The organism is Streptomyces purpurogeneiscleroticus (assembly GCF_020024005.1).
Classification (GTDB): domain Bacteria; phylum Actinomycetota; class Actinomycetes; order Streptomycetales; family Streptomycetaceae; genus Streptomyces; species Streptomyces purpurogeneiscleroticus.
The window spans coordinates 1-14,468 of record NZ_NHSG01000296.1 but is presented as its reverse complement, the minus strand read 5'-3'; the positions used below and the strand labels follow the sequence as shown (position 1 = coordinate 14,468).

The window sequence follows — 14,468 nt, the reverse complement described above, 5'->3', positions numbered from 1 at the left end:
CGGCAGTCCCCCCACGCCCGGCTTCCCCGCCGGCCGCACCGCCGGACCGTCCGCCGGACTCCCCACGGGCCGATCAACCGTTCGATCAACCGGCCGATCAACCGTCCCGTCCGCCGACCGGTCGTCCCCGAGACCGTCCCCCGCCTCCGGTGCCGCCTCCTCGTCCGGCCCGAACAGGGCCCGGTAGCGCGGGTCCTCCCAGAGCACGGCGTGCGGCGCCAGCGCCCGGATGAAGCCCGCGTCGAGCCAGGCGACCAGGTCGGCGCGGGCCGCGGTGGCGGCGCGGTGCGCGATGATCAGGCGGGTGCCGGCGCGCACGTCGCGCAGCAGCGCGCGGCCGACGCGGAGTTCGGTGACCGTGTCGAGGCTGGACGTCGCGTCGTCGAGGATCAGCAGCCGCTCGGCGTGCGCGAACGCGCGGGCCAGGCCCAGGCGTTGCACCTCCCCGCCGGACAGCGGCACATCGGCGCAGGGCGTGGCGTACCCCTCGGGCAGCCGCCGGATGAAGGAGGCGGCGCCCGCCGCGTGGGCCGCCGCCTCCACGTCGCCCGGACCCGGCTCGTACACCCCGTACGCCACGGTGTCGTGGACGGTGTCGCCCAGCAGCGCGGGCCGTTCGAAGGCGTAGCCGATGGAGCGGCGCAGCGCGTAGTGGCTGAGGCTGCGCAGCGGCTCGCCGTCCAGCAGGACCTCGCCCGCGTCCGGTTCGATCAGCCGTCCGGCGACCGCGGCGAGCACGGACTTGCCGGTGCCGGAGCGGCCGACGACGGCCATCGTGCAGCCGCCGGGCACGCTCAGGTTGAGATCGTCCAGGACGGTGTGCCCGGCCTTCCGTACGGTGATACCGCGCAGTTCGAGCGCCCCCGCGCACGTCCCGGCGCCCGCTTCCGCCCGCGCGCCCGTCTCCTCCGGTACGGCCTCCCGGTCGCCGTACTCGATGGCGGGCAGGTCCTGGAGTTCGGTGATCCTGCGGGCTGCGGCGCGGCTGTGCACCAGGCCGTTGAGGTGGCCGACGAGCATGCCGACGCCGGCCGCGAGCACGGCGTACCGGGAGGCGGCGAGCAGATCGCCGACGCTGAGGGCGCCGCTGAGCAGCCGCAGCCCGCCGACGGCGAGCACGGCGATCTGCAGCAGCGGGATCAGCGCGGCGGCCTGGGCGGTGGACCGGCCCTGCACCCGCCACATGCGGTGGCCCTGACGGGAGAGGGCCGGGAGCGGCGCGAGAATCCGGGCGGCCTCGCGCTCGTGGCTGCCGGCGGCGGCGATGGTGCGGGCGCCGCCGATCGCCTCCAGGAGGCGTCCCGCGATGTCGCCCTGTATCCGCTGGTACTGCGCCACGCAGTCCCCGGTGTCGCGGACGAAGGCGCGCATCAGCAGCGCCAGCAGCGGCAGTCCGATGACGAAGGCGGCGGCGGTCCACAGGTCGAGCAGGGCCAGCGCCACGAGCGCGCCGACCGGGGTGAGCGCCGTCGCCGCGGTGGCGGCCAGCGCGGTGGGCGCGGTGCCGGCCGTACCGGCGTTGCCGACGATGCGCGACACCAGGTCGCCGGGCTCGTGGCGTTCGGTCGCGGTGGGCCCCGCGGCCAGTACGCCGCGCAGCGCCCGGCGCCGCAGCCAGGCGGTGGCGCGGGCGTCCGTCGTGCCGGTGAGCAGCCCGTCCAGCGCGCCGATGAGGACGAGCAGGGCGGTGAGCCCGGCGCAGGCGGACAGCCAGGGCCACGGCGCGGGGCCGCCGTCGAGGAGCAGGTCGAGCGTGTGGCCGAGGGTGGCCGGGAGGGCGAGACCGACCGCGGCGCCGCCGGTGGTGAGCAGCAGGACTGCCGAGGCCCGGGGGGCGCTGTGGCGCAGCGCGCCGAGCAGCAGCCGGTCGGCGGGTTTGGCGGTCACGGGTTCTTCCTCCCAGACGGGGTCTCGCGGACGGGGCGTGCGGTGAGCTGTACCTGACAGGCGAAGAAGCGGAGGGCGGGGATGGTGTGCGTGCGGCTCCCCCAGGAGCCGCACGCACACCGGTTCGTCCCGGCGTCGGCCACCGGAGCAGGCCGGGCGGTGCGGGCGGTGTGGCCGTGCCGGACCGGATCGGACCTCACGATCCGGGCCGGGCACGGTCACCTCCCGTTCCGCGGTCGGCCTGTATCACCTCCCGGTCCGCGGTCGACGCGTACCGGGACGAACCTGATCGGGGGCGGCGGCCGGACGGGGCCGGACCACCGCGGGGGTGACTCAATGGCAGAGGAGGAGGCTCACGTCGCTATTGGGGTCCAGGATGCTGGCGATGGCGTCCTCGCCGCCCTCGCGCTCCGGTGCCTCCAGCATCTGCAGTTCGAGCAGTGCCACGTCTCGCGCCCTTTCGTGTCGTGCCTCGTGTCGTGTCATGTCGCGGCCCTCAGATCCGCAGCCCGTCCGGCTCCGGCAGCGGCGGGAGGAACGGCAGCTGTACGGGTTCCTCGTGCAGGGCCGAGCCCAGGGCCAGCAGGCAGCCGGCCGTGCCCGTGGACAGGTCCATGGAGAGCCGCATCATCTGGTCGCCGGGGAAGGCCAGTTCGCCGCGGTAGGGCATGGCGTACCAGCTCAGATCGGCGATCTGCGCGGCGAGCGCGGCCTCGACCTCGGGGTCCGGAGTCGTCGTGCGGGCCAGGTGCAGCACCATGCCGGCGCGGCCCCGGAAGAGGCCGGGCTGCGCGTAGAAGCGGGCCTGGGTGGCCGGCAGGATCGCGGCCCGCGCCTCCTCGAACTCCGCGTCGGCGCGGTGCGTCAGGTAGTCGTCGAGCACCATCGCGATGCCCGCCGAACCCCCGCCGAGGTACGGCATGGTGCGCCAGCCCTCGTCGACCAGCAGCGTGCCGCGTTCGTTGCGGACGCACCGGGCGAGGTCGCTGCGCAGCGCCTGCGCGGCGAGGTCGAGCAACCCGGGGTCGCCGGTGCCTTCGTACAGCCGCAGGAAGAGCAGCGCGGGGCCGCTCGCGCCGCGCAGCAGCCCGGCCCGGTTCGCACAGCTCTCCAGCCGGTCGGCGGCGTGCCCCGCCGCCTCCAGCGCCCGGTCGCGCAGCTCGCGTTCGCCGCGCTGCCGCGCCAGGTGGTCCAGGGTGAGGCCGATGCCGGCCAGCCCGCCGTACAGGTCGGGCGCGAGCCGGTACCACTTCTCGTCGAGCACCCGCTCGATCAGCTCGTCGGCCCGTTCGCGGTGGCCGAGCCGGTCCAGTACGTAGGCGACGCCGGCGAGTCCGTCGTAGCACCCGAGGGGGGTGCCGAGGGGAGGCGGAGCGGTCTGCCGCAGTAACCACTCCTCGCCCTCCTCGAACCCCTCGGCACCCGTCTCGTGGAGCGCGTACAGGACACCGGCCGCCCCGTGGGCGATACCGAGTCCGCCGCCGTCGGCGAACTGGGCGATGTCGCCGGGGAACAGGCGGTCCGTGCGCTCGGGCGTGGCCGAGGCGAGGATGCCCCGGACCATGGACTCGCGGCTGCGCGGCCAGTCGGCCGGGTCGCAGACGTACGGTTCGCGGGTGTCGACCGCGACGAGGTGGCGGGCCTGCGCGGGGCGCCGGATGCGCGGCCTCGCGGGCCGGTGCGCGCAGATTGTCCGCACGGCCTCCTCCATGAACCCGGCCGGCACGCCGGGGAATTCGCGGACGACGATCTCGGCCAGGTCCGCCGCCTTGTCCCGCTCGATGGCCAGCAGCGTGGTCATCGGCAGGAAGAGCGCGAGGCGCAGGCAGGCCAGCGCGTACCGGTCGACCTCGTAACCCGTGCAGTCGCGGGGGGCGACGAAACCGGGGTGCGCGAGGAACTGGCGGCTGTCGTCGCCGGCGTGGGTGGCGGCCTCGAAGTCCAGCAGCGTGACGCTCTGTTCGTCGGGCGCGACCATGACGTTGAACATGTGCAGGTCGTTGTGGACCAGGCCGCGGCGGTGCACCGCGGCGACGGCCTGCTCGACCGCGGCGTGCATGCCCAGCGCCCACTCGGTGTACGAGGTGAGCGCCTCGGGGTCGGGGTCGGCGGTGAGCAGCGGGTGGCGCTCGGCGAAGAAGGAGTTCAGCGGCTTTCCGGGGATGTGCTCCAGGACGAGGAAGCGGTGGTCGCCGGCGGTGAAGAAGTCGCGCACCTCGGGAGCCACGCCGAGGCCCGACAGCCGCTCCAGGGCGGTGCGTTCGCGCTCCAGCCGGGTGACCGCGTCGGCGCGGTCGGCGGCGAGGCCGGCATGCGGCCTCGCCTCCTTGAGGACCACCCTCTCCCCGGTGCTCCGGTCCCGGCCGATGTAGACGCCGCCCCCGTTGGAGAAGTGCAGCGCCGACTCGATGGCGTACGGCAGGTCGGCGACGGTCGTGGCGTTGCGGGCCGCGAGCTGCGGGACCAGGAAGCCGGGCAGCGGGACCCACTCCGGCGTCCGGAAGGCGGGCTCGCGGCGGTCGGGCACCAGCCGCCCGTCGGCGTTCTCGATGGCGGGCACGAGCGCCCCGGTGCCGTCGACGCAGTACCGCCGGGCGAAGCCGCCGTACCGCACGTACAGCGGCCCGTCGTTCCACCGCAGGTCGCTCAGGATGTACGGGCCCGGCTCGCCGTCCAGCAGCGAGCCCAGCTCTTCCAGAATGCGGTGGCATTCCGCTTCGTCCAGCGGGTAAATGGTGGCGAATTTGCCGCTGGCGGCCCGGTCCGCGTACTTGGAATTCCGCAGGTGCAGCGGGCGCGGACCCGGCACGAATTTGAACGGAATCGCCCGGGCCACACAGTAGTCCCAGACCTTGGACGCTATCTTCTCCGCATTGTCCGGGCAGGCCGACACATGTATCTTCCACCCCTGCTTCGGCCTGCCCGGACGCGGATTCCCCTCGCTGTCCACGGGATTCACGTGGAGCCAGTCCCCGGAGAGGAAACAACGCCACCCTTCGGGGACTGCGCGCTGCGCCGCTTCGTACACCGCACTGTCGTCAGCCGCGGCGCTCTCCCCGACGGACAAACGATCCGGGGTTTCATAGAAATACCTGTCAGCCAGGCAGTACACCTCGTACCGCTTGTCCATCGTCTCCCCCCTCGGCGGCGTGGAATAGAGATTTCCACGCAAGGGGAGGGACGGACAGTCACAGACGTCATGAGGTCACCGTGAGGAACGCACAAGTAACTCTAAGTACGAACCAGCAGGTCGATCGCCTGTTCGACAGGGCCTCGGCCGGGGCGCTACTCCTCCGGCGGGAAGACTGATTCCCCGGAGTCCGCCGCCGTAATCAGGATCGCCTCGACCGGACATCCCTCGGCGGCCGCCAGCACGGCCTCCCGGGCATCCGTGACGCCCGCGACCGGGTGCGACTGCCGCGCGGAGTCCAGCCGGAAGTCCCCGGGTGCCGCGCTCGCGCACAGCCCCGAGCCGATGCAGACCCCGCGGTCCACCTCCACCTGCCAACGGTCACCCATGCGTTCAAGCCCCCGCCGGCAGGTGGATCATCTTGTGCTCCAGATACGCGCCGTACCCCTCGGGTCCGAACTCCCGCCCGATGCCGCTGTTCTTGTAGCCGCCGAACGGCCCGAGCATGTCGAGGCTGAAGGTGTTCACGGAGTACGTACCGGTGCGCACCCGGCGCGCCACCTCGATGCCGCGCTCGGTGTCGGCCGTCCACACCGAGCCCGACAGTCCGTAGTCGGAGTCGTTCGCGATCCGTACCGCCTCCGCCTCGTCCTCGTACGGCAACAGGCAGATCACCGGGCCGAAGATCTCCTCGCGGGCGATCCGCATGCCGGGGGTGACCTCGCCGAAGAGGGTCGGCTCGACGTACCAGCCGGTGTCCCGGTCCGCCGGACGGCCGCCGCCGGCCAGCACCTTGGCGCCCTCCTGCTGCCCGGACGCGATGTACTCCAGCGAGCGGCGGCGCTGCCGCTCGGCGACCAGCGGGCCGACCTCGGTGGCCGCGTCCAGCGGGTCGCCGACCTTCAGCGAGTTGGCGGCCGCGGTGAACCGTTCGGCGATCTCGTCGTAGTGCGAGCGGGGCGCGAGGATGCGGGTCTGCGCCACGCACGCCTGCCCGTTGATCATCCACGCGAAGGGGGTGATCCCGGCGACCGCCGCGTCCAGGTCCGCGTCCGGCAGGATCACCGCGGCCGACTTGCCGCCCAACTCCAGGGTCACGCGGGTCAGATGGCGCGCGGCCACTTCCATGACCCGCTTGCCAGCCGCGACCGACCCGGTGAAGGACACCTTGTCCACGCCCGGGTGCCCGACCAGGTACTCACTGACCTCCCGGTCTGCCGGAAGGATGGAGAGCACGCCCTCGGGCAGTCCCGCCTCGGTGGCGATCTCCGCGAGCAGGTACGCGTCCAGGGGCGTCTCCGGCGACACCTTCAGCACCACCGAGCACCCGGCCAGCAGCGCGGGGGCGAGCTTGGCGGCGGCGGTGAACTGCGGGACGTTCCACGGCACCACGGCCGCGACCACCCCGACCGGCTCGCGGCGGATCAACAGCGGCCCGAGGACGCCCTGCCGCCGCTCCTCGTACACGAAGTCGCCGGCGACCGTGATCGCCGCGTCCCACGCCATCATCGCGGCCAGCGACTGCACCATGACGCCCGCGGTGTACGGCGTGCCGTTCTGCGCGCTGATGAGCCGCGCGAACTCCTCGCTCCGTACGGCGAACGCGTCCTTGATCCGCGTGACGACCGCGATCCGGTCGGCGAGCGGTGTGTCCGCCCACACCCCGGAGTCGAAGGACGCGCGGGCGGCCGTGACGGCGCGGTCCACGTCGGTCCGCGAGGCGTGCGGCACCCGGCCGATGACCTGTTCGGTGTGCGGGGAGATGACCTCGATGGTGTCCTCGCCGGCCGGATCGACCAGCTCACCGCCTATGTAGAGCTGTCCGTGCTCGATCAGATCGGCCATCGACTCCGCCTCCTGCGGTCGCGTTACCCGATGTGTTACCCGGCTCATTACCTGACGCTGCATCAGAACTGATACCAGTTCTAGTTATGCTGGACAATGCACGCGACGGCGTGCGGGCCGAGAGGGGCATGGCATGCCGCACGTGATCGACCACCGGGGCGGGGTCCGGAGCATCGCCGTCCCCATACCGGACAACCCGCTCGGGCACACCCTCGTGCACGTCCTGGAGACGGACCGCGGCCCGGTGCTGATCGACACCGGCTGGGACGATCCGGCTTCCTGGGACGCGCTCGCCGCCGGGCTCACCGCCTGCGGCACCGACATCACCGAACTCCACGGCGTACTCGTCACCCACCATCACCCCGACCACCACGGCCTGTCCGCGCGGGTCAGGGAGGCGTCCGGCGCGTGGATCGCCATGCACGCCGCCGATACGGAGGTCGTGCGCCGCACCCGTGAGGCGGAGCCGGGCACCTGGCTCACGTACCTCATCGAGAAGCTGGCCGCGGCGGGCGCGCCCGAGGACCACCTCGCGCCGCTCTACACGGCCCGCGCCGAGGGGCGCACACGCGGGCTCCCCGAGAACCGTCCCGCGCTCCCGGACCGCGAGATCGTCCCCGGCGAGCTGCTGGACCTCGCGGGGCGGCGGCTGCGCGCGGTCTGGACGCCGGGCCACACCCCGGGCCATGTGTGCCTGCACCTGGAGGAGGCGCACCCGGCGGCGCACCCCGGCAACGGGCGCCTCTTCTCCGGCGACCACCTGCTGCCGTGCATCTCCCCGCACGTTGGCCTGTACGAGGACCCGGACGACGCGACGGTCACCGATCCCCTGGGCGACTACCTCGACTCCCTGGAGCGGATCGCGCGGCTCGGCGTCGCCGAGGTACTGCCCGCGCACCAGCACGCCTTCACCGGCGCCGCCGAGCGGGCGGCGGAGATCGTCGCGCACCACGAGGAACGGCTCGCGGACCTGCGCGCCCTGCTCGCCACCCCGCTCACGCCCTGGCAGCTCGCCGAGACCATGACGTGGAACCGCCCGTGGGAGGAGATCCCGTACGGCTCGCGCACCATCGCCGTCTCGGAGGCCGAGGCGCATCTGCGGCGCCTGGTGAAGCGGGGGCTGGCCGAGGCGGTGCCGGGCTCGGAGCCGGTGACGTACCGGGCGGTGTGAGGCACTTCCCGCCCGGGGGCGAAGGCGTACGTCACTCCGTACGTGCCGGGGACCGGTCGCTACCCGCCGGTTAAAGTGGTCCGGACAAGTTCATTCGTGCCCGACCGGGGGAAGCCGGTGGAAAACCGGCGCTGACCCGCAGCCGTGAGCGCTGGCGCGCACCCGTGCGCCGGAGCGAGCCGGAACACCCGGCGGGGCACACCCAAGGCTCCCGCGTACCGCACGGCCGCCCTTCAGCGGCCGCCCGGCGCGCGGCACCGTCGAGGTATACGGAGCTGAGCCCGGTGCCACCGCGCCCGCGCGCGTCGCGGACGTGGTGCGGCGGAGTACGGCTGCGTGACCTCCCACCTCGCGCACCCCGCGAACCGACCGAGAGGCACCGACCCCATGGCCATCACGGCCCGCTCCCTCGCCGCCCCGGCGCGCCGCTGCGCCGCGGCCCTGGCCGCCGCCGTGCTGTGCGCGGCCGCTGCCCCGGCCGCGTTCGCCGCCGACCCCGCGCCCGCCGCGTCCCCGAAGCTCCCGAAGGGCCTGTACGGCAGCACGGACCCGAAGTACGACGGCGTCTGGAGGCAGTCGCTGGCACTGCTGGCGCAGGACACCACGGGCGTGCGCCCGGCGGACTCGGCGGTGGACTGGCTCGCCGGACAGCAGTGCGCCGACGGCGCGTTCACCGCGTACCGCGCCGACCCGAAGCAGCCCTGCGACGCGAAGACGATGCGGGACACCAATCAGACGGCCGCCGCCGTGCAGGCACTGGCCGCGATCGGCGGGCACGCGGACGCGGTGCGCGAGGGCGTCTCCTGGCTGAAGTCCGCGCAGAACGACGACGGCGGCTGGGGCTCCGCCGCCGGTGCCCCGAGCGACGCCAACTCCACCTCGGTGGTGATCGGCGCGCTGGCCGCCACGGGCACGAAGCCGGAGTCGGTGACGGCCAAGAAGGACGGCGAGAAGGGCGGGAAGACGCCGTACGAGGGGCTGCTCGCCTTCCGCCTCGGCTGCGACGCCGACGAGAAGGACCGCGGCGCGTTCGCCTTCCAGGCCAAGGACGGGAAGCTCGCCGCCAACGAGGACGCGACGGCCGCCGCGGTACTGGGGGCGCTCGGCAAGGGCTTCGTCGTCGAGCCGGGCGCGCAGGCCCCGGCGAAGACGTCCTGCGAGGAGGCGGCCGAGGAACCGAGAGGTGCCGCCGGCGCTGCCGCGGAGCACCTCACCTCCGTCCTGGACGCGCACGGCCACCACCTGATGTCCGCGATGCCCGGCGCCGAGTCGCAGCCGGACGTCGGCAACACCGCCGACGCCGTCGTCGCGCTGGCCGCCGCGGGGCGCGCCGACGCGGCGAAGCAGTCGCTGGGCTGGCTGCGCGGGCACTCGGCGGCCTGGGCGAAGCAGAGCGGCCCGGCCGCGTACGCGCAGCTGATCCTCGCCGCGCACGCCACCGGCGGCGACCCGCGCGACTTCGGCGGCACCGACCTGGTGTCGAAGCTGAACGCGACCGGTCCGAAGCCGGCGTCCGCCGCCTCGGACCAGCAGGCCGACAAGGAACAGCAGGACGAGGGCGGCGTCTCCGTGTGGTGGGTCGTGCTCGTCGGCCTGGCCGCAGGCGCGGGCATCGGCTTCCTGCTGAGCGGGCGCAGGAAGCAGAACCAGCTGTGAGCAGCGCCGTTCGTCTCGCGCGCGGCCTCGGCGCGCTCGCCCTGGCCGGGGCGGCCACGGGCCTGGCCGCCGCGCCCGCGCACGCCGAGGAGTACCGCTACTGGTCCTTCTGGACGGCGGACGCGGCGGCCCACGGGGGCGGTTGGACGTACGCCACCGAGGGGCCGTCGACGGCGCGCCCCGAAGACGGCGGCGTGGCCGGCTTCCGCTTCACCGTCAGCGCCGACTCCGCGCGCGCCGCGAAGCCGCGCGCGGCCGCCGATTTCGACGCGGTCTGCGGCGGTACGAAGGCGGCGGACGGCCGCAAGCGGGTCGCCGTCGTCCTCGACTTCGGCACGGCGGCCGACGCCCCGAAGGGCGAGACCCCGCCCGCGGCCCGTACGGAGTGCGCGCGGGTGGCCGAGGACGCGAGCGCGGGCGACGCCCTGGCCGCGGTCGCGGCGCCGCTGCGGTACGACTCCAGCGCGCTGCTGTGCGCGATTTCGGGCTACCCGAAGACGGGGTGCGCGGAGCAGGCGGGCGGGTCCTCGAAGGAGTCCGAGGAGACCATCGGGTCCGCGGCGCCCGACGCCGGGGCGTCCGACTCCGGGGCGTCCGACTCCGGGGCGTCCGACTCCGATGACGGCGGGCCCTCCGCCGGACTGATCGGCGGCATCGCCGCGGTCGCCGTCCTCGGCGCCGCCGCGGTGTGGCAGGCCCGGCGCCGGCGCGAATGACCGGCCACCAGGGAACCGTGAGGACCGACGTGACGGGCGACGTGACGGGCGCACGGCCGGGTCGCCGCGCCTCTGCCCGGCTGCGCGCCCCTGACCGACTGCGCGCTCCCCTCGCCACGCGGGGGCGCGCGCTGCACGCCGGCGCGTGGTGGCTGTGGGCGTTGGGCCTGGCGACGGCCGCGTCCCGCACCACCAACCCGCTCCTCCTCGGCCTGCTCATCGGCGTCGCCGGATACGTGGTCGCGGCCCGCCGCTCCGACGCGCCCTGGGCCCGGTCCTACGGGGCGTTCGTCAAGCTCGGCCTGGTCGTGCTCGCCATCCGGCTGGTCTTCGCCTTCGTGCTCGGCTCGCCCGTCCCCGGTACGCACGTCCTGGTCACGCTCCCCGAAGTGCCGCTGCCGGACTGGGCGCGCGGCGTGCGGATCGGCGGCCGGGTCACCGCCGAGGGCATGCTCTTCGCGCTGTACGACGGGCTGAAGCTGGCCACGCTGCTGATCTGCGTGGGCGCCGCCAACGCGCTCGCCAACCCGGCCCGGCTGCTGAAGTCCCTGCCCGGCGCGCTCTACGAGGCGGGCGTTGCCGTCGTCGTGGCGATGACCTTCGCCCCGAACCTGGTCGCGGACGTCCAGCGACTGCGCGCCGCACGCCGGCTGCGCGGCCGCCCCGACCGCGGCGTCAAGGCGCTGCTCCAGGTCGGACTGCCGGTACTGGAAGGCGCGTTGGAGCGTTCGGTGGCGCTCGCCGCGGCGATGGACGCCCGCGGGTACGGGCGCAGCGCGCAAGTGCCGCGCGCTGTCCGGCACACCACCACGGCCCTCACGCTCGGCGGCCTCCTCGGCATCTGCGCCGGTACGTACGGACTGCTCGCGGCCCAGGGCGCCGGGTACGGGCTGCCGGTGCTGGCCGCCGGGCTCGCTGCCGCGCTCGCCGGGCTGTGGCTGGGCGGCCGCCGCTCGGTCCGCACCCGCTATCGGCCCGACCGCTGGGGCCCGCGCGCCTGGCTGGTCGCGGGCTCCGGCGTGGCGGTGGCCGCGCTGATGATCCGGGCGGGCTCGTACGCGCCCGCGGCCCTGCACCCGCCGGCCGTCCCGCTGACGGCGCCGGAGCTCCCGCTCTGGCCCGCGCTCTCGGTGCTGGTCGGGCTGGTGCCGGCGTTCGTCGCTCCGGTACCGGCGAACCCGCCCGCGAAACCCGCGAAATCCGCGAAGCCCGCAAAGCAACGCCCGCAGCACCCGAAGGACCCGAAGGAGACGACGACGTGATCCGGTTCGAGCAGGTGTCGGTCACCTACGGGGACGCCGGCGCGCCCGCCGTCCAGGGGGTCGACCTGACCGTCCCCGAGGGCGAACTCTGCCTGCTGGTCGGCCCGTCCGGTGTCGGCAAGTCGACCGTGCTGAACGCCGTCTCCGGCCTGGTACCGCACTTCACCGGCGGCACCCTGCACGGCCGGGTCACCGTCGACGGCCGCGACACCCGCACCCACCGGCCGCGCGAACTGGCCGACGTGGTCGGCACGGTGGGCCAGGACCCGCTCTCCCACTTCGTCACCGACACCGTCGAGGACGAGCTGGCGTACGGCATGGAATCGCTCGGCCTCGCCCCCGACGTGATGCGCCGCCGCGTCGAGGAGACCCTCGACCTCCTCGGCCTCGCCGGGCTGCGCGACCGCCCCATCAGCACCCTCTCCGGCGGCCAGCAGCAGCGCGTCGCCATCGGGTCCGTCCTCACCACGCACCCCAAGGTGCTCGTCCTGGACGAGCCGACCTCCGCGCTGGACCCGGCCGCCGCCGAAGAGGTACTGGCCGTGCTCCAGCGCCTGGTCCACGACCTCGGCACGACGGTGCTGCTGGCCGAGCACCGGCTGGAGCGCGTCGTGCAGTACGCGGACCAGGTCATCCTGCTGCCGGCGCCCGGCGCCGCGCCCGTCATCGGCGAGCCCGCCGCGATCATGGCCGTCTCCCCGGTCCACCCGCCGGTCGTCGCCCTCGGCCGGGCGGCGGGCTGGTCCCCGCTGCCGCTGACCGTACGGGACGCCCGCCGCAAGGCCGGCGCGCTGCGGGACCGGCTGGCGGGGCGGACCCCGGCGCCCCCGGCATCTCCGGTCGGGGCGACCGACGCCCAGCCCCGGCCGTCCGCGCAGCTCCAACCGTCCGCCCCGATCGCCGAGGCCGCCGGACTCTCCGTACGCCGCGGCCGCATCGACGCGCTGCACCGCGTCGACCTGGCCGTGCGCCCCGGCGAGACCGTCGCCCTGATGGGCCGCAACGGCGCGGGCAAGTCCACGCTGCTCAACACCCTGGTCGGCATGCACGAACCGGCCGCCGGCTCGGTACACGTGGGCGGCGCGGTGCCGCACCGCACCGGGCCGCGCGAGCTGCTGCGCCGGGTCGGACTGGTACCCCAGGAGCCGCGCGACCTGCTGTACGCGGACACCGTCGGCGCCGAGTGCGCGGCGGCGGACTCCGACGCGGGCGCGGCTCCGGGCAGGTGCCGGGCGCTGGTCACCCGGCTGCTGCCGGACGTGCCGGACGGCACCCACCCGCGCGACCTCTCCGAGGGCCAGCGCCTCGCCCTCGCGCTCGCCGTGGTCCTCACCGCGCGGCCGCCGCTGCTCCTCCTCGACGAACCGACCCGCGGCCTGGACTACGCGGCCAAGGCCCGGCTGGTGGAGGTCCTGCGCGGGCTCGCCGCCGAGGGCCACGCGATCGTCCTCGCCACCCACGACGTCGAACTGGCCGCCGAACTCGCCCACCGCGTCGTCATCCTCGCCGACGGCGAGATCGTCGCGGACGGCCCGACCGCCGAGGTCGTGGTCGCCTCCCCGGCCTTCGCCCCGCAGGTCGCCAAGGTCCTCGCCCCGCTCCCCTGGCTCACCGTCCCCCAGGTCACCCGCGCCCTGGCCGAACTGGAGCACACGGCATGACCACGGCACCCGGCACGAGTCCACGGACGGGCGGGCAGGTGCGGGCGGTACGGCTCGGGCCGCGGTCGGTGGCCGCGCTCGTACTGGTCTCGGCTCTCGGCGTGATGGCCTTCGGCTGGCCACTGCTGGCCGACTCCGCGTCCGGCCTCGCGCACTCCAAGGACGCCCCCTGGCTCTTCGCCGCGCTGCTCCCCCTCCTCCTCGCCGTGGTCGTCGCGACCATCGCGGACGTCGGCCTGGACGCCAAGGCCATCGCGATGCTCGGTGTCCTCGCCGCGGCCGGCGCGGCACTGCGCCCCCTCGGCGCGGGCACGGCCGGCATCGAGCCGATGTTCTTCCTGATGGTGCTGTCCGGGCGGGTGCTCGGACCCGGCTTCGGCTTTGTGCTCGGCGCGGTCTCGATGTTCGCCTCCGCCCTCCTCACCGGCGGCGTCGGCCCCTGGATGCCGTTCCAGATGCTGTCGATGGGCTGGGTGTCGATGGGCGCGGGCCTGCTCCCGGGGCCCGACCGGCTCCGTGGCCGCCGCGAGATGCTGCTGCTCGCGGTCTACGGCACGCTCTCCTCCCTCCTCTACGGCCTGATCATGAACCTCCAGGGCTGGCCGTACATCGCGGGCCTCGCCACCGGCGTCTCCTTCGTCCCCGGCGACCCGCTCCCCGACAACCTCGCCCGCTTCGTCACGTACTGTCTGGCCACCTCCCTCGGCTGGGACCTCCCCCGCGCCCTGCTCACGATCGTCCTCACCCTCACCGTCGGCCCCACCGTCCTGAAGGCCCTCCGCCGCGCCACCCGCCGCGCGGCCTTCGACGCCCCGGTGTCCTTCGCCCCGGCCCCGGACCGAGCCCCGGCGCCCCAGAACGACGGCCGGTAAGGGCTCCCCCTGTGAAGCCCCGCACAAGGACCTTGGTCACATACGAGGCCCGGTAGCAGAAACCGGCGCGGGCCCGCCCCCGGCTCCCGGCCCTGCTCCCGCGCCCGGCTACGAGGTGGCTACGTAACAACGGTGCTTGCCCGCACCCCGAGCCACCTCCCACGGTGAAGTGGTCGCCGGGTCCGCAAACCTCACCGCGCCCGGCGGCACCCCCCGTACCCCGTCGGAAGGTCCTTCCTCCGTGCTGTCCCCCGTGTCCTCGGCCGCC

General features: G+C 74.6%; 11 protein-coding genes and 1 riboswitch. Of the genes, 6 read left to right on the top strand and 5 right to left on the bottom strand.

The features are described 5' to 3' along the window. From CCS38_RS19205 to CCS38_RS19185, 5 genes are all read right to left on the bottom strand, one after another. On the bottom strand, window positions 1–1,887 hold a 1,887-nt coding region (locus CCS38_RS19205; protein ID WP_223734527.1), incomplete at its 3' end, for an ATP-binding cassette domain-containing protein. Window positions 1,888–2,220: 333 nt separating this feature from the next. Next, window positions 2,221–2,334 (bottom strand): SapB/AmfS family lanthipeptide, encoded by a 114-nt coding sequence (locus CCS38_RS19200; protein ID WP_223734526.1) that lies wholly within the window; start codon window positions 2,332–2,334, stop codon window positions 2,221–2,223. A 49-nt stretch (window positions 2,335–2,383) separates the two neighbouring features. Beyond that, window positions 2,384–5,017, bottom strand: a complete 2,634-nt coding sequence (gene lanKC / locus CCS38_RS19195) for a class III lanthionine synthetase LanKC (RefSeq protein ID WP_223734525.1) — start codon at window positions 5,015–5,017, stop codon at window positions 2,384–2,386. 155 nt (window positions 5,018–5,172) lie between these two features. Further along, window positions 5,173–5,406, bottom strand: a complete 234-nt coding sequence (locus CCS38_RS19190) for a ferredoxin (RefSeq protein ID WP_223734524.1) — start codon at window positions 5,404–5,406, stop codon at window positions 5,173–5,175. Window positions 5,407–5,410: 4 nt separating this feature from the next. After that, complete coding sequence (locus tag CCS38_RS19185; RefSeq protein ID WP_223734523.1) at window positions 5,411–6,862, bottom strand: aldehyde dehydrogenase; 1,452 nt, start codon at window positions 6,860–6,862, stop codon at window positions 5,411–5,413. A gap of 133 nt (window positions 6,863–6,995) precedes the next feature. On the opposite strand from CCS38_RS19185, the gene CCS38_RS19180 reads away from it, so the two are divergent. The 6 genes from CCS38_RS19180 (at window position 6,996) to CCS38_RS19155 (ending at window position 14,200) form a co-directional block, all read left to right on the top strand. Continuing rightward, a complete protein-coding gene (locus tag CCS38_RS19180; RefSeq protein WP_223734522.1) occupies window positions 6,996–8,033 on the top strand; it encodes a Strvi_7410 family MBL fold metallo-hydrolase in 1,038 nt (345 codons plus the stop codon). A 70-nt stretch (window positions 8,034–8,103) separates the two neighbouring features. Continuing rightward, a riboswitch (cobalamin riboswitch) is annotated at window positions 8,104–8,243 on the top strand. Window positions 8,244–8,420: 177 nt separating this feature from the next. Beyond that, window positions 8,421–9,689: an SCO2321 family membrane protein gene (locus CCS38_RS19175; protein WP_223734521.1), complete on the top strand. Its 1,269-nt coding sequence runs from the start codon at window positions 8,421–8,423 to the stop codon at window positions 9,687–9,689. After that, window positions 9,686–10,405, top strand: coding sequence for an SCO2322 family protein (locus tag CCS38_RS19170; protein WP_372457117.1), 720 nt, complete (start codon window positions 9,686–9,688; stop codon window positions 10,403–10,405). The genes CCS38_RS19175 and CCS38_RS19170 overlap by 4 nt, the downstream gene beginning before the upstream one ends. Window positions 10,406–10,446: 41 nt before the next feature. Next, window positions 10,447–11,667 carry an energy-coupling factor transporter transmembrane component T gene (locus CCS38_RS19165; protein ID WP_443742959.1) on the top strand — a complete coding sequence of 407 codons (1,221 nt, stop codon included), beginning with the start codon at window positions 10,447–10,449 and terminating at the stop codon, window positions 11,665–11,667. Beyond that, window positions 11,664–13,328, top strand: coding sequence for an ABC transporter ATP-binding protein (locus CCS38_RS19160; RefSeq protein WP_223734520.1), 1,665 nt, complete (start codon window positions 11,664–11,666; stop codon window positions 13,326–13,328). Before CCS38_RS19165 ends, CCS38_RS19160 begins: the two co-directional genes overlap by 4 nt. After that, on the top strand, window positions 13,325–14,200 hold the full coding sequence (locus tag CCS38_RS19155; protein ID WP_223734519.1) for an ECF transporter S component: 876 nt from the start codon (window positions 13,325–13,327) through the stop codon (window positions 14,198–14,200). Before CCS38_RS19160 ends, CCS38_RS19155 begins: the two co-directional genes overlap by 4 nt. The last annotated feature ends 268 nt before the right edge of the window (window positions 14,201–14,468 follow it).